At 33.9% G+C, this 22,765-nt stretch carries 22 protein-coding genes; 4 read left to right on the top strand and 18 right to left on the bottom strand.

Annotated elements, in window-relative coordinates:
• Positions 1–280 precede the first annotated feature (280 nt).
• The 9 genes from YWA_RS0112260 to YWA_RS0112220 form a co-directional block, all read right to left on the bottom strand.
• The gene (locus YWA_RS0112260) at positions 281–847 is read right to left on the bottom strand and encodes an L-threonylcarbamoyladenylate synthase (RefSeq protein ID WP_022828810.1); all 567 of its coding nucleotides are present in this window, start codon (positions 845–847) and stop codon (positions 281–283) included.
• A gap of 3 nt (positions 848–850) precedes the next feature.
• Complete coding sequence (locus tag YWA_RS0112255; RefSeq protein WP_022828809.1) at positions 851–2,701, bottom strand: DUF3413 domain-containing protein; 1,851 nt, start codon at positions 2,699–2,701, stop codon at positions 851–853.
• A gap of 12 nt (positions 2,702–2,713) precedes the next feature.
• Positions 2,714–3,859 carry an acyltransferase family protein gene (locus YWA_RS0112250; protein WP_022828808.1) on the bottom strand — a complete coding sequence of 382 codons (1,146 nt, stop codon included), beginning with the start codon at positions 3,857–3,859 and terminating at the stop codon, positions 2,714–2,716.
• 9 nt (positions 3,860–3,868) lie between these two features.
• Positions 3,869–4,822: a hypothetical protein gene (locus tag YWA_RS0112245; protein WP_022828807.1), complete on the bottom strand. Its 954-nt coding sequence runs from the start codon at positions 4,820–4,822 to the stop codon at positions 3,869–3,871.
• Between the two features lie 282 nt (positions 4,823–5,104).
• Entirely contained in the window at positions 5,105–5,890 is a 786-nt protein-coding gene (locus YWA_RS0112240) for a glycosyltransferase family 2 protein (RefSeq protein ID WP_022828806.1), read from the bottom strand.
• Positions 5,891–6,189: 299 nt separating this feature from the next.
• Complete coding sequence (locus tag YWA_RS0112235; RefSeq protein ID WP_022828805.1) at positions 6,190–7,260, bottom strand: CDP-glycerol glycerophosphotransferase family protein; 1,071 nt, start codon at positions 7,258–7,260, stop codon at positions 6,190–6,192.
• 131 nt (positions 7,261–7,391) lie between these two features.
• On the bottom strand, positions 7,392–8,471 hold the full coding sequence (locus tag YWA_RS0112230) for a glycosyltransferase family 9 protein (RefSeq protein WP_022828804.1): 1,080 nt from the start codon (positions 8,469–8,471) through the stop codon (positions 7,392–7,394).
• Positions 8,468–10,336: an LTA synthase family protein gene (locus YWA_RS0112225; protein ID WP_022828803.1), complete on the bottom strand. Its 1,869-nt coding sequence runs from the start codon at positions 10,334–10,336 to the stop codon at positions 8,468–8,470. Before YWA_RS0112225 ends, YWA_RS0112230 begins: the two co-directional genes overlap by 4 nt.
• Before the next feature lie 14 nt (positions 10,337–10,350).
• The gene (locus YWA_RS0112220) at positions 10,351–11,166 is read right to left on the bottom strand and encodes a 2,3,4,5-tetrahydropyridine-2,6-dicarboxylate N-succinyltransferase (RefSeq protein ID WP_022828802.1); all 816 of its coding nucleotides are present in this window, start codon (positions 11,164–11,166) and stop codon (positions 10,351–10,353) included.
• Positions 11,167–11,394: 228 nt separating this feature from the next.
• On the opposite strand from YWA_RS0112220, the gene YWA_RS0112215 reads away from it, so the two are divergent.
• Positions 11,395–12,732, top strand: coding sequence for a TIGR00341 family protein (locus tag YWA_RS0112215; RefSeq protein WP_026718787.1), 1,338 nt, complete (start codon positions 11,395–11,397; stop codon positions 12,730–12,732).
• A 40-nt stretch (positions 12,733–12,772) separates the two neighbouring features.
• Here YWA_RS0112215 and YWA_RS0112210 read toward each other — a convergent pair whose 3' ends face one another.
• From YWA_RS0112210 to kdsA, 7 genes are all read right to left on the bottom strand, one after another.
• Positions 12,773–14,989 (bottom strand): RelA/SpoT family protein, encoded by a 2,217-nt coding sequence (locus YWA_RS0112210; RefSeq protein WP_022828800.1) that lies wholly within the window; start codon positions 14,987–14,989, stop codon positions 12,773–12,775.
• Positions 14,990–15,098: 109 nt separating this feature from the next.
• Positions 15,099–16,436, bottom strand: coding sequence for a cell envelope integrity protein CreD (gene creD / locus YWA_RS0112205; protein ID WP_022828799.1), 1,338 nt, complete (start codon positions 16,434–16,436; stop codon positions 15,099–15,101).
• Between the two features lie 14 nt (positions 16,437–16,450).
• Positions 16,451–16,768 (bottom strand): hypothetical protein, encoded by a 318-nt coding sequence (locus YWA_RS0112200; RefSeq protein WP_022828798.1) that lies wholly within the window; start codon positions 16,766–16,768, stop codon positions 16,451–16,453.
• Between the two features lie 53 nt (positions 16,769–16,821).
• A complete protein-coding gene (locus YWA_RS0112195; protein ID WP_022828797.1) occupies positions 16,822–17,118 on the bottom strand; it encodes a winged helix-turn-helix domain-containing protein in 297 nt (98 codons plus the stop codon).
• A complete protein-coding gene (locus YWA_RS0112190) occupies positions 17,118–17,741 on the bottom strand; it encodes a hypothetical protein (RefSeq protein ID WP_022828796.1) in 624 nt (207 codons plus the stop codon). The genes YWA_RS0112195 and YWA_RS0112190 overlap by 1 nt, the downstream gene beginning before the upstream one ends.
• Before the next feature lie 192 nt (positions 17,742–17,933).
• Entirely contained in the window at positions 17,934–18,779 is an 846-nt protein-coding gene (locus YWA_RS0112185; protein WP_051126946.1) for a hypothetical protein, read from the bottom strand.
• 18 nt (positions 18,780–18,797) lie between these two features.
• Positions 18,798–19,616 carry a 3-deoxy-8-phosphooctulonate synthase gene (gene kdsA / locus YWA_RS0112180; RefSeq protein ID WP_022828794.1) on the bottom strand — a complete coding sequence of 273 codons (819 nt, stop codon included), beginning with the start codon at positions 19,614–19,616 and terminating at the stop codon, positions 18,798–18,800.
• A gap of 204 nt (positions 19,617–19,820) precedes the next feature.
• Here kdsA and YWA_RS0112175 point away from each other — a divergent pair, with 204 nt between their 5' ends.
• The gene (locus tag YWA_RS0112175; protein ID WP_084683070.1) at positions 19,821–20,444 is read left to right on the top strand and encodes a T9SS type A sorting domain-containing protein; all 624 of its coding nucleotides are present in this window, start codon (positions 19,821–19,823) and stop codon (positions 20,442–20,444) included.
• 167 nt (positions 20,445–20,611) lie between these two features.
• On the opposite strand, the gene YWA_RS0112170 is transcribed toward YWA_RS0112175, so the two are convergent.
• Together YWA_RS0112170 and YWA_RS0112165 are read right to left on the bottom strand one after the other, a co-directional pair.
• A complete protein-coding gene (locus tag YWA_RS0112170) occupies positions 20,612–21,067 on the bottom strand; it encodes a hypothetical protein (RefSeq protein WP_022828792.1) in 456 nt (151 codons plus the stop codon).
• 4 nt (positions 21,068–21,071) lie between these two features.
• A complete protein-coding gene (locus YWA_RS0112165) occupies positions 21,072–21,554 on the bottom strand; it encodes a DUF4199 domain-containing protein (RefSeq protein ID WP_022828791.1) in 483 nt (160 codons plus the stop codon).
• Positions 21,555–21,661: 107 nt separating this feature from the next.
• Between YWA_RS0112165 and YWA_RS0112160 the strand changes: the two genes are divergently transcribed.
• Complete coding sequence (locus tag YWA_RS0112160; protein WP_026718785.1) at positions 21,662–22,219, top strand: YeeE/YedE family protein; 558 nt, start codon at positions 21,662–21,664, stop codon at positions 22,217–22,219.
• A gap of 80 nt (positions 22,220–22,299) precedes the next feature.
• Positions 22,300–22,713 carry a DUF6691 family protein gene (locus tag YWA_RS0112155; protein WP_022828789.1) on the top strand — a complete coding sequence of 138 codons (414 nt, stop codon included), beginning with the start codon at positions 22,300–22,302 and terminating at the stop codon, positions 22,711–22,713.
• The last annotated feature ends 52 nt before the right edge of the window (positions 22,714–22,765 follow it).

The following is a 22,765-nucleotide window of genomic DNA, read 5'->3' as shown; positions in this document are numbered from 1 at the left end:
CTTTATTTTGAATATTGTTTTATTAAAAACTGCAAAATCAGTAGAAAACGTATCACTTAATTCTCTTTACTTAAAACGAAAAGCAAATTCCATTTTTCCTTTTTAAATCGTATTTCAGTGCATTAAACTCTTATCGAAGCATATTTTTTTAAACGATTTCAGAAAATCCTTTACCGAAGTTTTATGAACTTCAAATAGTAAACCAACTATTTCATAACTTTCACCCTTATACAAATAATGATTTTCCGTCATAAAACAAGTTGCGAATTTGCGGTTAAACTTACTTTCTGATGATTTTTACCTGCAAATCATTAGTCAATTTAATGATTGACGATGGATTTCCTGCGATTTTTTCGTGGTGCAAATTTACAACATAGTCGACGCCTTTTATAATTTCAGGACTAATTTCTTTGAAACTTTTAGGTGTTGGCTGACCGGAAATATTTGCTGATGTAGAAACCAATGGTTTTTTCATGCGTTCTAATAATTTAAAACAAAAAGGATCTTGTACCACTCTTACTCCTAAACTCTTATCAGCAGAAATCAGGTTGGCGGCAACATTTAAAGGATTGTCTAATATTAGCGTTGTTGGCTTTTCGGCACAATCCATAATTTCCCATGCGACATCGGGAATTTCTCTGAAAACATGGTGCAACATTCGATCTCCGTTCATCAAAACAATCATGCTTTGACTTTCTGCACGTTTTTTTAGTGCATAAATTTTTGCTACAGCTTCTGGATTGGTGGCGTCGCAACCAATTCCCCAAACGGTATCAGTAGGATAGAGAATGATTCCACCTTCTTTTATGATTTCAAATGCATTGTGAATTTCCGTATTTATATCCATAATTTATTTTTTTTTGTAAAACTTATTGACCGACTGTATTCCGTTTAAAACGATATTATAATCTATTTGTTCGTCCTCCAATTTGTTCAGTTTTTTATCCGTTGCATTTAAAGTTCCAGAAGCCGAAACATTCGTGATTTTAGTGGACTGAATGATAGAAAACTTTTGGTTGTAGCCACATATAAAGTACTTTCTGTCTTTTTGAACAGTGAATAAATCCGTACCAAAACTATAGTCGTCCATCTTATTTTTAACGCCTAAGTAGTTCGATAGAATCGTTGGTGCAACATCATAATGCAACGTCAATCTCTTCTCAACACGCGGCTTTTTCGATCCATCAAAAATCAGCATGGGAACTTTTACTTGATAATCCGAAAAATTTCCTCCATGTTGCCAATATCCTTTCTCTAAATCATTAAATTCTTGCCCGTGATCGCTGGTAATGACAATTATTGAATTGTCTAATAGTTTTTTATCTTCTAGTTCTTTTAAGGTTTTGCCAATTAAACTGTCCACGTAATGCAGGGCATTTTTGTACCGATTGATAAGTAATTTGGGATCATAATCGTCGTCAAGATCTAAATAATTTACTTGGTCTAAATCAGGTGAAAATGGCTTTTTGTAATTCTCAGGATAGTCAAACCCATGTGCAGAATCGTAAAAAAGGAAACTAAAAAAAGGTTGCTTTTTATCTTGCTTTGAAATAGCCGCGGTAAATAGCTCATTGATTTTTAAATCGCGTTCGTCTGGTGAATTGCCTTCGGTAAATAAAGGTATCGTACTGATATTAGCAAATACATTTCTGTTAAAAGGTGGGTTTTCCAGCGTTGAACTTGCAAAAACATGAAACTGATATTTTTGCTTTTGCAACTCATTCATCAAAACAGGTGCTATTTGTTGCGTGGTAAAATTTTGGAAATAAGTCGCAGGAATTCCGTAAAAAAGTGAAAAAATACCGCCTGTAGTCATGTTGGATCCACTCATGTGGTTGTCAAAAACAATCGATTTCTTGGCGAACGCGTAAATATTAGGTGTAATTTCTGCCGTCATACAATCCCAACGCCATGTGTCGATGACAATGTAGATAATGTTTTTTTGAACTGGGTTATCGCTTCGGATCGGTTGAGACGGATAGGCAATCGTGTTACTCGTATTTTCGGTAGCGACTGATTTGTTTTTCGATCGTTCTAAGTCGACAAGACCTAATTTAAGCAGCAAACTATCGGCCGTTAGCGGAAAGTAGACCGGAAACACTTCCTTTGTTTGTGTTATAGATCCGTAATAATTGGCATCTGACCACGCATAAATACTGTTACTAAAAAGGGTGAACATTAAAAATAAAAGCACACTCTGTTTTATTCTTAAATTATAATTTTTCGATTGAATTTTTCCAGCCGTAAAATGAAATAGCAATTGAAGCGTTACCAAGCCAATAACAAAAGCAATCGCCATCAGTATGTTTTGCGTTGAAAATTGAAAGATATCAGAAGCTCTTGTTCCAAAGGCCATTTTTAAAACCATCGGTGAAATATGATAGCGAAATTGACCAAAAACAATTGTGTCGATCTGGATATAAAGTAACCCCAATACCGAAAATAAAATATTGAAAACGATACTGAGATATTTTTTCTTACAACAGAAATAGAGTAACAATGTAAGTAAAAAGGGTAAAGTGCTGATGATTAAAAAATGACTGGTCGTTGCTAACACAAGATAGATCTTGGTTAAAAAACCATCCGTGTCTTCTAAAAACGACAAATACCTTTTAGCGATAAAAAGTGTTGCAAGAAAATTAAGTAGTAAAACGATATAAAATTGTTTAACTAAACCATTATTTTTTTGAGGTAAAGCCATTAGTAAAAATCTTTATTTTTTTAAAATATTCATAAATGGTTTTTCAACATACAAATAAGTAAGCTGACTAATTATAATAATTGGGACAATTGAAAGTGCAATGATAGACCAATATTCCATTTGTGTCAAGTTTTTCGCATTTTCTAAACCAATTATTCCGTAAAAAATGATAAACAGGACAATTCCATGGATGAGGTATAAACTATAAGTAATTTGCCCAAATTTTCGCGAAAGCGTATTTGAAAACAAACCGAAAAATGAATTTCCTTTTGCAATAAATAAAAATAAAAGGGAAGAAATTAAAACAGGAATTGGTTTTCTACCGCTGTGAAAAAAAACAACTGCAATAATCAATAAAATAATTGCTAAAAGCGTGAATTTACTTTTTGTAAAATCAATGGCAAGTTTGTTTCTTTGAATGTAATACACCACTAATCCGCCTCCTAGAAAAGGTAGAAAATGTCTAATGGAAGCCTGATTTATAACAGCAAAAACTAAAAATCCCAGTCCAAAAAGTAAAAGTATTTTTGTGGGAACTTTAATTTTAAAAAGTAAAGCTACAAACGGAAGCAAGAAATAAAACATCCATTCATAGGGCAAAGTCCATGTTACTCCCGCATTCATCAGAAATGTGTCTTCAAAATTATTGATGTCTTTTGTTCCATTAATACTAAAAAACAGCCACGACCCACTATTTTTGATTAATTCTAAGAAAGAAGACTGCAATATGAATTTTGTAAAAATTGCGACCATCAAGAAAACGGCAAGTACCGACAAGATGTACATAGGAAACATTCTATAAAATCGGGAAATGATGTAGCGGTTCCAATCAAACGGCTTATTTCGGGTCTCCATCAATTTGGTTACAAATAGAAATGCGGTAATAATAAAGAAAAACACAACACTCGTTTGACCAAAATGATTGAACAAATTTGAATCGGGTTCCTGCCAGATATTTGTTTTGAGGAAATAATTCCAAATATAACTGTGGTGCAGAAAAACAAAAAACGCAAGATAGCCACGAACGCCATCAATTTCAGGATATTTAACGCTTGAAATTTCTAGTTTTATTACTTTATTGGTAACGAATACGGTCGCAAAAAGCACCAATAATAAAGGAATAATAAATAAAAAAGGTAGATTGGTTTCTAATGACATAATGCGAATCTAGTGTTTTTTATCAAAAATTACGTGATCAATCCAACCGTCCATTGTGTATTTATAATAGATATTTTCGGGAATTTTTTCATAATCGCTTTCAAAAAAATCTTTCGAAATTTGCGGATTTGTTTCGTCAATGATTAAAATATTTTTTGGATTGTAAAAATCATAATTACGAACGTCTTTATTCGTAGTAATCAACTTTTTTTCTAATCCTAAACTTTCAAAAATTCGAAACGACAATCCACTTTGACCTGGCCGATTAATGTCTAAAAGGGTTTGCGATTTAGCAATGAGTTGTGAAACTTTGTCTAACGAATATTTTGTTTTAATAAACGTAAGATTGCTTTCCTGAACTTTACTTTTTTTGTCAAAAACCATTATTTTATATGAAATCCCATTTGATTTCAAAGCAGTTGCAATTTTTTCCAACAACGGCAAACGCTTGTCTTTTGAAGTAATGTTGAAAACATTATATTCGATTTTCTGAATATCGTTCTGTTCGTTGTAAATCCAATTTGTGGCAAAAGGCAGATTAAACTTGGCACAATCTTCTTTTTCAAAAGAATACACGACGTCAAAACAATGCAATACGGTTTTTATTTTTGGATAGCGTTTTACATTGTCATTAAAAAAGCCAATTGATTTCTGGGTATATTTTTTAAATGCTAACAGCGATTTGGGATCTATAAAATCGCCTTTCAAAGTCAAAATCACATCCTGTTTTTCGCCGAATTCTTCTAATTTTCTGATAATTTCAGAACCGTAAAAAATATTTTTTAGATTTCTTCCACTTACGATTTTATAGAAGAAATTGTAGATTTTAGTTCCAAAATTTGCATATTCATACTTAAAACTATGAAAATCGATGTGGTTTACGATGTGTCCATTCGCGGCTAATTGTGCAGCAACACATTCGTTAAATCCCCAATTGTCAAAGCTAATAAGTGTGATTCTCATTTGAAAAATGATTAATAGTTTGTGTGCAAATATAATTTATTATTACAGGAGTCTATTTGTACTTTACTAATAAATACAATAATAAATTTGAATCCATAGATTTGAATTCAAATCTTTAAAATTCACTATATTAATTGTAGAAGTAATTGCCGGGAAAATGGTTACTTAACTTTGAAATTAGCAGTCAATAGTGGTAAGTTCGGGAAGAAAAAAAATACTCTGTACTCTAATTTTCAGAAAATAAGGTAGGAGAATTAGAAGCATTTGGCGGCAAAGAAAACACTATTGCACGTTGCTGTCGCTTTTTTGATACAATCGTTTCAACTCAGTATATCGTGCATTCACACTTAGCGCGTTCAGGTAACAAATAATAATTCCTTTTCGGCCGTCTAAAATCCCAAGTCGAATTAGATATTGATAAAGAAAATTATAGGCAGAATGTCCGTACGTATGAAAAACAGTTGGTTTGAAGCCAATTTGGTATTTCTCCATGGCTTTCAATTTTCCATAGGCGATCATTTTACCTTTATAGGAATTGTAATCAGCATACGAATAGTGAACAAGTCTGTTTTTGAAATATGCAATCTTTCCGTCTACATCTAACTTTTCATGCACCAAGCGTCTGTGTGTATAACGGCATTTGTCTTTTTTGAATAAGCGGTAGATTCGATCTGTTTGCCATCCACTAAATCGTAAAACTTTATTCTTGAAGTAGAATTTTCTAAAAAATAAATACGCACTAACGTCATCATCTCGTTGTACCGTTTCTAAAATTTCTGCTTTTAACGAAGGAGTCAAACGTTCGTCGGCATCAATAAATAAAATCCAATTGTTTCGAGCTTGATCGATGGCAAAATTTCGCTGTGTGGTATAATTTTCAAATTTATTTTCTAAAAACCGGACATTTTCAAAAGATTCAGAAATGGCTTTTGTTCGATCAGTACTGAAAGAATCAATGATAATAACTTCATCAGCAAAACCTAAGTCGCTCAGCAACTCATACATATGAATTTCCTCGTTTAAAGTAATGATCAAAACCGATATTTTCGTACTGGGTTGGGGATGCATTTATAACTATATATTCAACAAATATAAATTATTTAGCATTTTAGAGGTAAGATATTCTGAAAAAAAACGATAAAAGTGACACAATAATTTAGCTTTTGAATTTTTTAGGCTGGAATATGATCTATTTTGTAATTTTTAAGAAGTAAAAACTCAATATTTTGTATTTATCCAGCTGCAATTTGCGCGGTAAAGAAGCTGTAACAATTCAATATGATGCTGTAATTCCTAAATAAATTAATTCAGAAATGAAAATACAGAATCTTTTATCTAGAACAATAGTTTACAAAACAGGTTTAGTACTACTTTAAATTTACAGTAATTGCTTTGTCGTAGGACTTTAAAGTGAAATGATGGAGTCTGTTTCGTACTTTCCATTTTCTAATCAAATTTAAAGGTTTTGACTTTAAATGTGATTTGTCTTTATTTAAGAATGCAATTGTCGCATCAATAACGCGTTGACTTGATTTTCCGTCAGCGTACGGATGCGTGACCTTAATGTAGTTCCGAATAGCATCCATGGTTTGCTCTGGCTTACTTAATGCCAATTTAATCGCAGTCTCAATTTCTGAAACTTCTGTAATATTAATTAAATGATCACTTGGTTTTCTATTTCTAAAAGTGACCACTGGTTTTTCTTGCAATAAAAACTCTGTTATCGCTGATGTAGTGTCGGAAAACATGATATCGGCTTGCTTGAATAGCGGAATCAAATCTGTAGTATCGTAATAAGAAAAATCTTTACTTTCTAAGGATTTGAATTTTGTCTTGGTTTCTTCGTCAAGTACAGGATGAAGCACACACATAAAGTGGTAATTTCCCGTTTCTGATAGTCGTTTAATTTCTGCAAAAACAGCGTCGTTTTTAGCTAAGCTTAACTTGGTAGTAAAAGTAGAAGAGATTAAAATCACCGGCTTTTGAGACGCTTCCTTTTGTACCAGCGGAAAAAGTGGATCAACTTTTGACCAGCCCGTTTCTACAACTTCAAAAAAGCCGTACTTTTTCGCTTGTTCTTTAAACGTTTTTGTTGTGGAAGGTCCTTGAGTGGTATATAAATCAAAAAAACCTCTAATGTTGAAATGGTCGTTCATCACCGGCCTTTTATTTGCTGAAAAGCCATGGAAAATTTGGACTTTAATTCCGGGAAAGAAATCAGCAACCGTATCCGTTGACGTTAAAACAATATGGGGTTCGTAGGCCAATACTTCCTCGACAGTATTTAAAATGGGTTCATTATCCGTAAAATACTTTTTTGTGTATTCTAATTCAGAAAACCAATATACTTGATGGCCTTGCCGTTCAATTTCTTGTTGAAGTGGTTTTCCAATAGGAATACTATAGGGGTGAACGATGTAAAGAAGAAATTTGTACATTTTAATTTTTAATTCAAGTATTTCGCTGAATTTACAAATTTAATGCCTGAATGAAAAAAACGCACGCTTTTTAACACGCTTTTCTAATTTGAAGTTATAAAAATTGAAATTACAATTTAATTTAGATATTATTATTGCGGATTATTCAATTTGATATGTCTGTTCAGAAAAGAACTAAGTTTAGGAATTACTAGTTCGGGCTCAAATTGTACATATAATTCTTGGCTGCTCTTTTTTAATTCTGCTGTAGATTTATTTTCAAATAATTCGGGTTTAAAATCTTTGAGGTGAACGGATGTGTGTGAAATTCCATCTTCGAATGTCGCCCAACTTTTCTTTTCAATCCACGATGAAAATAGGATAAAGGACGGCTTTTCTAAAGCTTTTGCCATGTTAATTGCTCCACCGTCGTTGCCAACGATTAAATCGCACTGATTCATGATGGCGATAAATTCCCGTAAATCATTTCCCAATAAATCAAAAGTAATCTTTGATTTTGTTTCCGCGGAACACAACTCGTAAACGGTTTTTGCATCCTCAATTTGCTTTGGGAAATAATTAAAAAGTAGGTTGACGTCGTAATTCAGGCCGATAAAATCAACAATCTTTGCCATGTAATCCAATGGATATGTTTTATAAGCATCACTTCCCAAGAGGCTGATCATCACCGTTTTTCTGTTGCTATCGTTTTTATATCTTTCGAATAGGGTTTTAGCAAATTCTTTTTCAGTTTCAGAAACAAATAGGCGAGGAGTTACAATCGTTTCAATAGGTAAGTTTAATGGTTCTAAAAGAGACAACCTGCGTTCTATGGCAAGACCTAAATTTGTTGCAGGAAATTCTAATTTTGGAACATTATCAGTATAAATAAATGTGCGTCCCGCTTTTTGATAGGAAATTTTGCGAGAAGCACCCGATAGAAAAGTGACGATCCAACTTTGTAATTTTGAATACGCATCAATCACTAAATCGTATTTTTCTGCTCTAATTTTAAATGCAAACTTGAGCAGTGATACAAGTGTTTTTTGTTCCTTGGGTTTGAATAAAACGATTTTATCAATACTTTTATTTCCTTCTAAAACTGGTGTCGTATTGTCATTGACTAAATAATGGATTGTAGCACTGGGATATGCTTTGCGCAAATTTTCGCAAATAAGACTACTGATCAAAACATCACCAATCATTTTATGTTGAATGACTAAGATTTTCATTTGGCGATTGTTAAGTTGTTGTTGATTATTCGTTCGTTAAATGACTGAATATAAGCTTTTATGAATACCTCCATTGCAGCCGCTGTACTTTTTTCTTTCGTAAGCAAATTGTTTTTTAACAGCGGATCTTTTTTCCAGTCGTATAAGCCAATTGCTTTCGTGCCATCAAAAGCCAAATAGAAGTCACCATTGAAATAGTTGTAAATATTGTCAATATAAGTCACTACAAAATCTTCTTTTGACGTGTATGACTTTCCGTAAGTGATGACTTTGTCGTTGATTTTTAAATAGTCTAAAATACTCGGTAAAATATCAATTTGCTGAAAGTTCTGTTCGCTGACGCCTTTCAATTCCGGGTTACTTGGATCGAAAAAAAGAATCGGAATTCTAAATTTGCCTACATTATTGCTGTAAAATCCTTTTCCGAAGGGAGAAGTATGATCAGCAGTAAATACAAAGAGCGTATTGTTGTACCACGCTTCTTTTTTAGCAACGTCAAAAAATTTCCGAAGGGCAAAATCGCTGTAGCCAACTGTTTCGTGGATTTTTGTCGTTCCTTTTTTAAACTTGCCTTTGTATTTTTCGGGAACAATAAATGGCGTATGCGATGAAATAGTAAAAATGGTGGAAAAAAAAGGTTGCTTAAAAGTATTTAGTTTTTGGTTGTAAAACTGTAGAAATTCTTCATCAAAAACACCCCATTTTCCATCGAAAGCTTCAGGTCCTACGTATTCGTCTTTACCAAAGTATTCGTCAAATCCCGCCACTTTGCAATATTGATCAAAGTTTTGACTGCCATTAAATGCGCCATGAAAGAAGGAAGTTCCGTAACCTTGGTTTTTCATAATTTTAGGCAAACCGTAGACTTCATTTAATGAGTAATTAGACGAAATCAAAGAAGTATTCATCAAACTGGGAATACTTGAAAGCGTGGAAGGGACGGCATCAATGGAAACTTTGCCATTCGCAAATCCATTTTTGAAATAGTACGATTGGGTAATTAAGGAGTCTAGAAATGGTGTGAATCCTTGCTGCAAATTTTCATCGCCAAAGCTTTCCAGTATAATAATTACTACGTTTTTCTTTATCGGTTCTTCGTTATAATCTGTAGTAAAAACGGGATTAAATAGTTGATCCAGTTGGTCTTTTGGAAAAAATTTTGGATCGGCCAATGTTTCATTTTTACCAATTGTTTTTAGAACACTAAACGGTGTGTTTAAAACAACTGCGGCATTTCCCAGCGATGAATAATTAATGGCATCGACAACGCGAATTGGTTTATTTCTAAAACCACCACGACCCATTAGCATCAGGAGCGACAAACTCAAAAGCAATACAACGAGTTGTGTAGCGACTGATTTTACATTTAATATATCGGTGCCAAATGTTTTTACTTTTCCTAAAACGATCCAAAATACGAGGGCAAAAACAACAAATCCAATGGGTAAATACCAAAATTCACGAAAGAAAGAGGGAATCAACCCCATAATTTCGTTTTCCATTCCTTTTGCCATTAACAAGTCTATTGAACTCCGACGGCCTGTGAACTTATAGTATTCAAAATCCACGAAATTAGTGGCAATAAATATCAAATTAACTACATAGAAAAATAGTTTAAGTGCTTTTTGATACGCATGTGAATACTTAAAATTTCCTGGTAACAAATGCAGCGGTACGAATAGTAAATTTATAAATCCAATCGCTGCTAAATCGTAAATAACTCCGCCAACAAACACTGAAAAGGTGACATTCGTAAAAGCTCCTTTGTTGTAAACTAAAAATAGTAAACGACAGATTTGGTAAATTACAAATAGAATTGCAATTCGCTTATAAAATAATTTTACAATTTTATTGTAGTTATTCATATGTTGAAAAAGGACTAAACGGCTACGTCGTATTCGCGTAAAGCGTCGTTTAAACTCGTTTTTAAATCCGTTGAAGCTTTCCGTTTTCCAATAATTAAAGCACACGGAACTTGGTAAGAACCAGCGGCAAACGTTTTGGTATAACTACCAGGAATCACCACGGAACGAGCTGGAACAATTCCTTTCATTTCAACTGGAGTATCACCGGTTACGTCAATGATTTTTGTAGAAGCAGTCAAGCAAACATTAGCACCTAAAACAGCTTCTTTTTCTACGCGAACACCTTCAACCACGATGCAACGGGAACCAATGAAAGCGCCGTCTTCAATAATTACTGGTGCAGCTTGAAGCGGTTCTAAAACCCCACCAATTCCTACGCCTCCAGAAAGATGCACGTTTTTACCAATTTGTGCACAACTTCCTACGGTTGCCCATGTGTCTACCATTGTCCCTTCATCTACGTAAGCTCCAATGTTTACGTAACTTGGCATTAAAATAACACCTTTTGAAATATAAGCTCCATGTCGTGCGACTGCATTGGGAACTACACGAATTCCTTTTTCTGCATAACCGCGTTTCAACGGAATTTTATCGTGGTATTCAAAAATTCCTGCTTCTAAAGTTTCCATTTTTTGAATCGGAAAATATAAAACAACAGCTTTTTTTACCCATTCGTTTACTTGCCAGCCGTTTTCAGTAGGTTCAGCGACGCGTAATTTACCTTGATCCAGTAAATTTACTACTTCGCGAATTGCGGTTGTAGTTTCAGATTGTTGTAACAATTCTCGGTTGTCCCAAGCTGTTTCTATAATGGTTTGTAAGATTTTCATGTATGTGAATTTTATGCAAAGATAGTTTTTTGTTCAGTTCACGAATATACTTTTTAATAGCGGTGTAAAAAAGTTTTTTGCAAAGGTAGTAATTACTAGATTTTCACAAGAATAGCATTTGTATACTGTGTTTTCATGTGCTTCAAATTCTAAAAAATCTAAAAATAGTTTATTTGCATCGGAATAATTATATCTTTAGTGAAATTAATTACCGAAGAGAGATTAGTCATGCTTAGAACTTTTATTAAATTATTCAACCTGCACGAAGGGGAAGATGATCGCACAAAGACGCTTGAGATCATTAAAAACAATATTGCTTTTAATGGTGCCAATTTATGGATTTTAGCCTGTGCAATTATAGTTGCTTCTGTAGGACTGAATGTAAATTCAACTGCCGTAGTTATAGGTGCGATGTTGATTTCACCTTTAATGGGTCCGATTGTTGGAGCAGGATTTTCGTTAGGAATATATGATTTCGATTTATTGAAAAAGTCGTTGCGAAATCTTGCATTATCTACAATTATTGGATTGGTGTTTTCTACGTTGTATTTTTACATCAGTCCTTTTAAAGATGTTCAATCTGAAATTTTATCGCGAACGAGTCCCAATATTTATGATATTTTAATTGCATTCTTTGGAGGAATCGTGGGCGTTATTGCAGTAACAAGAGTTGAAAAAGGCAATCCTATTCCGGGAGTAGCCATCGCAACGGCTTTGATGCCACCATTATGTACCGCTGGTTATGGATTAGCAACCGCAAATTGGAGTTTTTTCTTAGGAGCGATTTATTTATACAGCATCAATTGTGTTTTCATTGGCCTCGCCACATTTTTAATTATCAAGTATTTAAAATATCCGCCAAAAAAGCAAGTGGATGAAAAACAGCAGAAGCAAGTTCGCTACACAATTACAGCACTTATTTTAGTGATGATCGTTCCAAGTGCATATTTCGCATATTCGTTGTATGTGGAACAACAGTTAAAGAAAAATATCGAACTCTTTATTAAAGAAGAATTTGTTGAAAATGGCTATACAATTGTTTATAAAAAAACCGATTTGAATACGTTAAACAGAAAAATAGAATTAGGCTTTTTGTCCAAACGATTTGATAAAAACGAAATCAATTCCTTTAATAAAAAATTAAAAAAATATTCCATCACAAATACTAAATTGGTTATTCTTCAAGACAGTACGGACCGTTTACTTACTTTAAAAGGGGATATTCTAAACGAAATTAAAGACAGTCAAAAAATAGACGATCGGGATATCAAAATTGCAAAACTCGAAAATCAAATTGCATTGAATCGGTTTGACGATAAAAGCATTTACAACGAGGCAAAGATCTTATTCCCGACGATTACAAAGTTTTCAATTGCAAATCACAATGTGTTAGTTCAGAAGGATAGTGTTTTTAAAGAAACTGTTGTTGTCATTTCAAGCGAAAAATTACTTGATGAAAACGATCGAGTTAAATTTGAAAATTGGCTTAAAGCTAAGTTGAAACTGAAACGGATTCAGGTACTGCAAGAGAACCAGGAAACGATAGAAACAAAAAAACGCAAGTAATTGACTTGCGTTTTAGTTTATTTTTTAACAGGTTTTAATTTTATTTGTACACCCGAGTTACCTTATCAATTCCATCAATTTTCTTGATGTTATCCGTTAATTTCTTTAAAATTGTATTGTTCTGAACGATAACGACTACTTGACCTTTGAAAATACCTGCATCACTACTCAAAGAAATACTCTGAATATTGACGTGCATGTTGCTTGAAATGACTTTGGTCAACTCATTTGTCAATCCTAAACTGTCCATTCCTGTAATGTCCAACATGGCTTTAAATTCCTGTTGAGAAGAGTCAATCCATTTGGCTTGAATAATTCGATACGCATAATTAGATTGCATACTAATCGCATTTGGACAATCCTTTTTATGTACTTTAATTCCTTCGTTTATGGTAATGAACCCAAAAACATTGTCTCCTGGAATAGGGTTGCAACACGCTGAAAGTTTATAATCCAACTTATCTTGTTCTTTCCCGAAAACCAACATGTCGTAATTGTGGGTGATCTCGTCCTTTTGAACAAATTCAGTTGGTTGAGAAGGAGCACGCTTGATGCGATTTTTGAAAAAATTCATAAAAGAATTACTTTTTAAAGAAGCAAATTCTTTCAATTGTGCATTTTCAATAGAGCCGACTCCAGCTCTAAAAAATAAGTCTAAACTTGTTTTTAGTTTGAAAAAGCTGACAAGTTCATTGATTACCTCTTCGCTTATGGCAATTTTTAAATGACGCAGTTTACGGGTTAAGAGCTCTTTTCCTTCCTCTGCAATTTTCTTAGTATTTTCATTTAAGACATTTTTAATTTTTGTTTTGGCGCGAGAAGTAGTTACATAATCCAGCCAGTGGGAAGTTGGTTTTTGATTAACAGAAGTGATAATTTCAACTTGATCACCACTTTTAAGTTCATAATTTAAGGGCACTAACTTTCCATTCACCTTTGTTCCTCTTGTTTTTACGCCAATTTCGGAGTGAATACTGAATGCAAAATCAAGCGAAGTAGCTCCTTTTGGAAGCGATTTAATTTCCCCTTTAGGCGTAAAAACGAAGATTTCCTTTGAATATAAATTCATCTTGAAATCTTCTACAAAATCGACCGCATTGGATTCTTGATTCTCTAATGCTTCTTTCAATAAGTTCAACCAAACATCCAAACCACTTTCTTCAGTAGCGCCTTGTTTGTATTTATAATGTGCGGCATATCCTTTCTCCGCGATTTCATCCATTCGTTCACTTCGCACTTGCACTTCAACCCATCGGCCTTTCGGACCCATTACAGTAATGTGCAACGCTTCGTAACCTGTGGACTTTGGTGATGAAATCCAATCACGCAGTCGACTCGGACTCGGACGGTAATGATCGGTTACAATCGAATATATTTTCCAAGCAATAAATTTTTCCTGACTTGGATCGCATTTGTACACAATTCGAAGTGCAAATTTATCGTAGACTTCGTCGTAACTTACATTTTGCGCTTTCATTTTTCGGCGAATGGAATAAATGGATTTTGGTCGTCCTTTTATAACACAATCAATTCCTTCCGCTTCTAAAGATTCCCGAATTACATCTGAAATTGTCTTAATGTATTCGTCTTGTTCTTCCTTCGTTTCTTTTATTTTACTAGTAATGTCGTTGAAAACTTCGGGCTCCGTATATTTCAAGCCTAAATCTTCCAACTGCATTTTAATATTGTAGAGTCCCAATCTGTGGGCGAGTGGTGCATAAATGTATAACGTTTCAGAAGCAATTTTCATCTGTTTGTAATCCGCCATGGATTCCATGGTTTGCATATTGTGCAAGCGATCAGCAAGTTTGATTAGAATTACCCGAACATCATCGTTTAAAGTCAATAACATTTTTCTGAAATTTTCCGCTTGAAGCGAAATATTCATGTCTTTTTGCACTTGAGAAATTTTAGTCAATCCCTCCACTAGTTGTGCAATCTTGCTGTTGAATTGTTTTTCAATATCTTCAACCGTGATATCCGTATCTTCAACCACATCATGCATTAAAGCGGCTGCAATGGAACTCGCACCTAAACCAATCTCAGAAGCTACAATTTTAGCAACAGCAATAGGGTGAAAAATATACGCTTCACCAGATTTTCTTCGCACATCTTTATGGGCTTCAACGGCCAAATCAAATGCTTTTCGAATCAACTTTTTATCATCGTCAGACAGTGTTTGATAACTGATGCGTAATAATTCTTTGTATTCTTTCGCAATTGCTTTATTCTCTAATTCAATATCAACTTCTGTCATAAACCGTTTTCTAGTTTAGTTAAAATTAGAATTAAAATTTGGATTGTGCAAACAAAAAAACCTTTAATACGTCGCGATATTAAAGGTTTTTAAAGCAATTTTTAATTGTTTATTTAAGGTCCCAATCAATCTTGCGGGAGAAGTACATCACAATTCCTAAAATCAGAAACAATCCAATACTTCCTACTAATAAAGCATAATTTTCAAGTTGGATGATTACGTATATGAAACTGTAAAGTGCCGCCAATGCTACTGCTATGAAAATTGAAAATTTCTTGCTTTTCAAAATAGATAACGTATACAAAAATAACATTACAATTACTGCAGAAGAGGCGATTCCGTAAGCGATAGAAAATGTTGAATGTTCTGTAATTGAAATTAATAAGGTATAAAACAGTACCAAAGCCAGTCCAATCATTCCGTATTGAAAAATATGAATGCTTATTTTACTAATGGTTTGGATTAGAAAGAAAATCAAGAAGGTAAGTCCAATCATCAAAAAGCCATATTTTGAAGCGCGTTCGTTTTGTTGGTATTGATCTACGGTTTCAATGAGCTTCACGCCAAATAAATACTCATTCAGTTGCGGTACAAATTCGGCATATTCTTGTGCAAACGGTCGGTTGACTTGTGAAACAGTCCAGTCGGCATGAAATCCATTTTTAGTAATTGATTTTGAAGTTGTATTAGCTGAGAAGATGCCTTCGAAACTTGGATTTTGCCAATCTGAATCAATAGATACGGTCGTGTTTTTTGCAACTGGAATAAATTTAACCGAATTGCTACCGTTGTATTTCATCTGAAACTGGAACGCAATATTTTTTTTATCTTTCAAATCAAATACTTCGGATTCTAGATCGTCATAATACTTGTCCGAATTTGCTTTCGATTCAAACGTTAACGTACTGTCATTTAATTTGAGTTTTAAATCACTTTTACTGCTTTTTAAATTAGTAGTTTTTATCAGAATAGTTGCTTGATCCCAAATCACATTGGCTTCGTCAATTTGGAGTTTTTTAAAATTTGGATTTAAAAAAGAGCCTTCCGATTTTATATCTGCGGAGAAAACTACGACATTATACAAGCCTCTTTTTAAGGAATTGTCTTTTTGAATTTTAGTTTTCAGATCTAATTTTTCCGGGAAAAAGTAAGCATAAGCCACAGATTGTGTAGTACTGATTTCTTGTTTGTTTGTAGTTGTATTTAAAATAGAAGTTTTGTCGTAAACCCGGTAAGGAACACGAAGCATTGGCCCATAAATATGCACATCTGTTCCCCATGATTTTGTGACTTCTTGCACTACGTCTTTTTTCCGTTCGGCTCGTTCACCAATTAAACTTTGCACATAAGAAAGGGGAATTAATAAAAATAAAGCCAGTAAACCTACCATAATGATTTTTGCAGTAATGGTTTGATAGAACGGAATTTGGTTTTCAGGAGTTTCCATAATGAATGATTTTTTTAGTTAAAAAAGTTATTATAATTATAAAGAATGTACATGTATAGAAGTGCTACAGGAATATTAGCCACAACAAATAATAATTCTGAAAATGCTTTTTGTCGAAGTTTAGAATGCATAATCAATCTGTAAAGTAGAAAAGCAAGTAGTCCGAAATTTACCAATATCGAAGTAAGAACGTAAAAAAAACCTAAAAAAATGAAATCAGTTTTAATGGTTAATAGAAACGAGGTGATGAATAACAATGTTCCTCCAATAAATGATAAAACTGCTATTTTTATGGGAATCGATGCTGATTTTAATCGGTATAATTCTTTCATAGTGTTTTTTAAAGTACTTTGAAATTCAAAGTAAATAGGTAAATTTTTTTAGTTTATTTCTTTTGTATTAATTTTTCAAGTGCTTCAATGTGTTCTTGAAACGCTTTTCGGCCCAATTTTGTAGTCATATATCTCGTATTGGGCTTTTTGCCTATAAATTGTTTTTCAATGGCGATATATTCCTCAGCTTCTAACGCTTTTGTATGGCTCGCGAGATTGCCATCTGTAGCTCCTAAAAGTTCTTTGAGCATATTAAAGTCGGCAAATTCATTCACCATCAACACCGACATAATGCCGAGCCGAATCCGATGATCAAACGCTTTATTGATATTTTGAATGATGTTTTTCATTACTTTCTTTCGTATTTAAAATACATCATGGCACCATAAAAGATGTGGCATATGCCAAATCCCAACGCCCAAAATAGCAAACCATATCCAATAAACCAAAGGGAAAGAAAAGCAAGTCCTAAAAGCGTAAGTCCTAAATAACGAATATCGCCAACGGTATATTTACTGGCATTTACACAAGCTAAGCCGTAGAAAATAAGCGTCAGTGGAGCAATGAGTGAAAATTGTTCTTTTTCAATTAGAAACAAGATTAGAATTCCACCAGTCACAAGTGGAATCAAGAAGTTGAGCACCAATCGTTGTGATGCTTTATCCATGATTTTTTCACCCTCTTTCTTGGCTTTTCTAACGGTTAAGAAAATCCCGGTAATTATGGAACCCATAATAACAACCGCTGCAATTGCTAAAAGTTTATAAACTGCATGTTCTGAAATTACTAAAGTTTTATACGAACCCAATTCCGCTCCATCAAAGTAAATAGTTTCGTAAGCGAAATAGGCTCCAATTAGAGCATAAATTCCTGCTAGAATTCCGGATAAACCACTTAATGAAATAAAACGCGACGAACGGTTCATCATGTTCTTGATTTCGGAGATGTCATCTAAATATTTGTTCGCTTCCATTTTAAAGTACTTTGAAATGCAAAGTAAATAAATAGCATTCAAACAAACTAATTAAATCGGAACTATTTTATGTAAAAGAAAGTAGGAGTGGAGTTGATACTTGAAATATATTGGTTTTACTCCATTTTCAAAACAAAAAAAAATCGCTTTCCAAAACTGAAAAGCGATTTAAATCTATTTATTTTAAATTATTTAAAGTCTAAATATTCCACCAACAGCAATAATTCGTTGGAAGAATGTAAAATGTTGCGACGCTGAGTCATCTGAGTTTTTAGTAGTTCGCATGTCCGGCATATTGATGTAACCACCTTTTAATTCGCCTTGAATATAAAAATGTTTAAAGAACGTAATATTCAAACCTGCTTTTGCTGAAAGACCATATCCTGAAATATGAAAATCATCATGACGATCGCGTCCCAATAATTGGGTATTCGTTTTTGGATATAAAACGCCGACACCTAAACCTTCAGTAATGTTTATTTGAATTTTATCAGTGTCCGTTATGCGAAATAATTTTGAAATATCATCAAAACGTGAAACTTCCGTATGCACATAATTTAAGCCGTCAGTATGTTCAAAAGTCAAAAATTCTTCTGTAAGAAGTACTTGTCCGTTTGGCAACGTTTCGCCGTAACTTCCGACGTTTGGATAATTGCCTGAGAAGTCGACTGCTTTGTTTTGATACATTACGTATTTCATGTGATCTACGCCTAAAGTCACGCTGTAATGATCTGAAATGAAATAACCCAAACGAAAATTCGTCTGTGGAATCGTCATTCTAGCGGGATTGATGTAATCAACGTGCCAGCCTTTTGGTTTGTCACGAGCTTCTACATCATACAACGTGAAATCATAATCATTTCCTTTGAAATGGATGTCGGATTTTGAATAGCTTTCGCGGTTTCCACCCCAAGAAACAAAGAATTTACCTTTGTTATGAGCCGTATATTTTTCCGGATTTATTCCTAAATCTTGTGCAGAAGTGATTGTTGAAAAACCACACAAAGTAAGTGCTAAGAGTATTAATTTTGTTTTCAAAACGAGAATCTAATTTTATTAAAAACTACGAACAGTTTTTCGGATGGCCACTAATTTCTTCATTAAATCTTCAAAGTAATCTAAGTGCAACATATTGGCACCATCACTTTTTGCATTTGCGGGATCAAAATGAGTTTCGATGAAAATTCCATCTACACCAACAGCAATTCCCGCTTTAGCAACCGTCTCGATCATGTCCGGACGACCACCAGTGACGCCAACTGTTTGATTGGGTTGTTGCAAAGAATGCGTTACGTCTAAAACCGTAGTTGCATATTGTTGCATCGTAGGAATTCCGCGGTAATCCACGATCATATCTTGGTATCCAAACATAGTTCCACGGTCCGTAACCATCACATTCAGGTTGTTGCAATCCAATACTTTCTGAACGGCATGTTTCATACTTTCAGGACTCATGAATTGTCCTTTTTTCAAGTTGACCACCTTTCCTGTATTTGCTGCAGCAACTACCAAATCCGTTTGACGCACTAAAAAAGCAGGAATTTGCAACACGTCTACATACTCAGCAGCCATTGCCGCATCTTCATTTGTATGGATATCCGTCACCGTTGGAACATCAAAAGTTTCCGAAACTTTACGTAAAATCTTCAATGCTTTTTCATCTCCAATTCCTGAAAAGCTGTCAATTCTAGAGCGATTTGCTTTTTTGAACGAACCTTTAAAAACAAAGGGAATCTGAAGATTATCAGTGATTCCAATAAGTTTCTCTGCAATTCGCAATGCCATTTCTTCATTTTCAATCGCGCAAGGACCTGCTAAAAGAAAAAAGTTATCGCTTTCTAAATGTTTTATTTTTGGGATGTGTTGTAAGTTCATTGTTGAAATTTAGTGGTGCAAAGATAGTTAAGAATTGGCAAACATATTCTGAAGATTGTGCTAATGTTTAGCATCATAATTTTCAAATTGTTAATGTATTTTTCAGTACATTTAACGTTTAAATATTTGATAAACAAATCCTTAAGAACGGAACTATTTTATTATATAGTTTCAGTACATAAATAAATTTTAAAGATAAACATCATGAAAAAAACGCTACTTCTATTTTTACTATTATTTGGTTTACAGGCTAGAAGCCAAACCATGCAAATTTTAAGCACTGAAGCAACCACAGTTGAAGGTGGAATAAATGTTAATTTACAAACTATAACCGGGCATGGAGCAGGATTTATCAGTAATTCTTACACGGTTACTGGAAATGTAATTGATTTAAGTGTCTGTTATTGGTTTGACTTCACTTTACCTATTTTAGAATTCACACACGACTTCTTTATTCCTGTTTCTGAAGTGGGCGAATATACCATTAATATACATATTATGATGTCACAATCCATAGCTGTGTGTGACAATTATGCCAATCCAGCTAACACAAGTTTGCAGTACAACTTTATGTCTGTCAATACTAATTTAAATAATGAAACCTTAAAGATCTATCCAAATCCTACGGCAGGAATTCTTTATTTTTATGGCCTTAATGCCAAAGAAAATCGGGTATCGGTATATGATATTTCAGGAAAACAAATCGTTATTCCGCATACCTTTGTGGGAGAGAAATTAGATTTATCAGCACTTCAAAATGGAATTTATTTTTTAAAAATTGATTCAGAAAAGGGTTCTATACAAAGGAAAATAATCTTAAAAAAATAATTTTCTCTTGAAGCAAATTTTAATAAAGCCGAAAAATAAAAAGAGACCAAAAGAGGGTTTAATTATCCCTGACAGGAGGGAACATCATGCCGTTTTTCTCGGCATATGTGGAAGGATGGCAGGTTTATGAATTATAAAATTCGAAAAGATATGATCCTAAAAAAAAATTAAAAAGTTTTTAACCCAAAACCCTTTGGAACTTGAATTGGACTTTTCTCATAAATGTTGAGGTACAAAGTAATAGGCGTTTTTTGTCCCAACCATTTTAATTCATAAATATCCAATAATGCTGCTCCAGAAACCGAGTTTTTTGAGGGAAAAGGGCAACAAACGCCTACTTTTTCGTAGAAAAGCTTCTCGCCATTTGGACCCGTTAGTGCGTTGAAAAAACGGTATTGGTTGATCGAATCGTTTGTGGTGCTTCGGTAATAGATGTTAATGGGATAATCCTTATCGTATCCGTATTTTTCATCAGAAGCAAATTCGCTGATGATGAAAGCGTTGTATTTATTTACAATTAATTTTGGAGCCGAATCATCAACATTCCGTAGCGTAGACTTTGTACTGATGCACGAAACAAACAGGAACATAAAGCCAACCAATACTAATATACGTGCTTTCATAAAATTATTTTTTAGATTTCGTTTGCAAAAATAAAGCCACAACAGCAGAAATAACCACTCCCGTAGAAAGCGTAGCAAAAACACTTTGTAAAATATAACTTGTGAGGTTAAAATAATTTTCGGCCATTGCTCGTGAATTTCCTTTTGAAATTGAATATTCAATCATATTGGGAAAAAACTCTGGAGCAATTGCTTTGTGAAATATAATTTGGCATATCGGTGTCAAAATTGCCATTACAATGGTTAGAAAAATTCCTGTGACGCACCCTTGTTTCCAACTCATGGCACCTTTGAAAAAATCATTCTTCTTTTCCTTAATGGCAACGTAATAGACGAAAAGCGTTATGAAGCCAAACAGCAAGGAATACAAAGCGTAATCGCTGATTTTTGCTTCATAATAACCACTACTTTTTTCGATGAAAAGCCACAGAATCCATAAAAAGGCATATCGGATTCCCCACTTAATTTCAATCGCAAATTTTTTCATTATATAAAACTATTTTAGTCACACAAAATTAGAAGATTATTTTAATCCTACTGCTTTTGACACTAAAAATGATTAATATTCTTACTTTTGCATCAAATTTTTTAAAAATGGAACACTTAAACGCCACATGGCCTTGGTACATTTCCGGCTTTTTGATTGGGATGATCATGCTTTGTCTTAATTATTTCGGAAAAGTTTTCGGAATGTCTTCAAATCTTCGCACGCTTTGCACTATCGCAGGAGCGGATAAATACGCCGATTTTTTTAAATTTGATTGGAAAGCACAAACGTGGAGTTTGATGGTTGTTCTTGGTGCCATGATTGGCGGATTTGTTGCGGTTCATTTTATGCACGACGCTTCAAACGTGACCTTGAATCCAGATACAGTTGCTCAACTGGCTGCGATGCATATTGAAGCACCAAACGGAAAGATTGCTCCAGATGCCCTTTTTGGTACGCAAGTTTTTCAATCGCCAAAACTTATTATTATCCTATTGATTGGAGGAATTCTTATTGGATTTGGCTCTAGATATGCGGGAGGTTGTACTTCAGGTCATGCCATTTCAGGATTAAGTAACTTGCAATTGCCGTCTCTTAAAGCGGTTATAGGTTTTTTTGTGGGCGGATTAATTATGGCACATTTTTTAATGCCTTTAATTTTTTAAGAGCAAATAGATAGTGCTTTTTTAGCAAACTATTTTCCCTCTTTTCGTTGGAATAATTTATCATCACTAATAATACAGAAATGAAATTTTTAAAATATATAGTTGTCGGTTTTATCTTCGGAATCGTTTTAACGAAGTCGGAAGCCGTTTCTTGGTACCGCATCTATGAGATGTTTCAGTTTCAATCGTTCCATATGTATGGAATCATTGGAGTTGCGGTAGTTACTGGAGTCATTGGCATCCAAATCATCAAACGCTTAAAAATAAAGGATATTGATGGAAGTCCAATTACAATTGCCGAAAAGGAACCTGGTTCGGCCCGTTATTGGATTGGTGGACTTTTTTTTGGTTTAGGTTGGGCTTTAGTAGGAGCTTGTCCGGGACCTATTTTTATTCTTTTAGGAGCTGGAATTTTGCCGGTCATTTTTACTTTAATTGGCGCTTTACTAGGAACATTTATTTACGGCGTTTTAAAAGATAAGTTGCCTCATTAACTGATTGGGCTTCCATAAATTACTAAAAAAATAGTCCTTTAAAATCGCTTTA

The sequence above is a fragment of the Flavobacterium antarcticum DSM 19726 genome, assembly GCF_000419685.1.
GTDB classification, from domain to species: Bacteria; Bacteroidota; Bacteroidia; order Flavobacteriales; family Flavobacteriaceae; genus Flavobacterium; species Flavobacterium antarcticum.
The sequence above is the reverse complement of the archived record's forward strand: the minus strand, read 5'-3'. Positions and strand labels throughout refer to the sequence as shown.

Bases quoted from the DNA above. Each gene is read 5' to 3' on its own strand.
- YWA_RS0112155 (WP_022828789.1), top strand. From the start codon at position 22,300: ATGAAATTTTTAAAATATATAGTTGTCGGTTTTATCTTCGGAATCGTT.
- YWA_RS0112240 (WP_022828806.1), bottom strand. From the start codon at position 5,890: ATGCATCCCCAACCCAGTACGAAAATATCGGTTTTGATCATTACTTTA.
- YWA_RS0112210 (WP_022828800.1), bottom strand. From the start codon at position 14,989: ATGACAGAAGTTGATATTGAATTAGAGAATAAAGCAATTGCGAAAGAA.
- kdsA (WP_022828794.1), bottom strand. From the start codon at position 19,616: ATGAACTTACAACACATCCCAAAAATAAAACATTTAGAAAGCGATAAC.
- YWA_RS0112190 (WP_022828796.1), bottom strand. From the start codon at position 17,741: ATGGAAGCGAACAAATATTTAGATGACATCTCCGAAATCAAGAACATG.
- YWA_RS0112260 (WP_022828810.1), bottom strand. From the start codon at position 847: ATGGATATAAATACGGAAATTCACAATGCATTTGAAATCATAAAAGAA.
- YWA_RS0112220 (WP_022828802.1), bottom strand. From the start codon at position 11,166: ATGAAAATCTTACAAACCATTATAGAAACAGCTTGGGACAACCGAGAA.
- YWA_RS0112235 (WP_022828805.1), bottom strand. From the start codon at position 7,260: ATGTACAAATTTCTTCTTTACATCGTTCACCCCTATAGTATTCCTATT.
- YWA_RS0112195 (WP_022828797.1), bottom strand. From the start codon at position 17,118: ATGAAAAACATCATTCAAAATATCAATAAAGCGTTTGATCATCGGATT.
- creD (WP_022828799.1), bottom strand. From the start codon at position 16,436: ATGGAAACTCCTGAAAACCAAATTCCGTTCTATCAAACCATTACTGCA.
- YWA_RS0112245 (WP_022828807.1), bottom strand. From the start codon at position 4,822: ATGAGAATCACACTTATTAGCTTTGACAATTGGGGATTTAACGAATGT.
- YWA_RS0112225 (WP_022828803.1), bottom strand. From the start codon at position 10,336: ATGAATAACTACAATAAAATTGTAAAATTATTTTATAAGCGAATTGCA.
- YWA_RS0112215 (WP_026718787.1), top strand. From the start codon at position 11,395: ATGCTTAGAACTTTTATTAAATTATTCAACCTGCACGAAGGGGAAGAT.
- YWA_RS0112255 (WP_022828809.1), bottom strand. From the start codon at position 2,701: ATGGCTTTACCTCAAAAAAATAATGGTTTAGTTAAACAATTTTATATC.
- YWA_RS0112230 (WP_022828804.1), bottom strand. From the start codon at position 8,471: ATGAAAATCTTAGTCATTCAACATAAAATGATTGGTGATGTTTTGATC.
- YWA_RS0112200 (WP_022828798.1), bottom strand. From the start codon at position 16,768: ATGAAAGAATTATACCGATTAAAATCAGCATCGATTCCCATAAAAATA.
- YWA_RS0112170 (WP_022828792.1), bottom strand. From the start codon at position 21,067: ATGAAAGCACGTATATTAGTATTGGTTGGCTTTATGTTCCTGTTTGTT.
- YWA_RS0112250 (WP_022828808.1), bottom strand. From the start codon at position 3,859: ATGTCATTAGAAACCAATCTACCTTTTTTATTTATTATTCCTTTATTA.
- YWA_RS0112165 (WP_022828791.1), bottom strand. From the start codon at position 21,554: ATGAAAAAATTTGCGATTGAAATTAAGTGGGGAATCCGATATGCCTTT.
- YWA_RS0112175 (WP_084683070.1), top strand. From the start codon at position 19,821: ATGAAAAAAACGCTACTTCTATTTTTACTATTATTTGGTTTACAGGCT.
- YWA_RS0112160 (WP_026718785.1), top strand. From the start codon at position 21,662: ATGGAACACTTAAACGCCACATGGCCTTGGTACATTTCCGGCTTTTTG.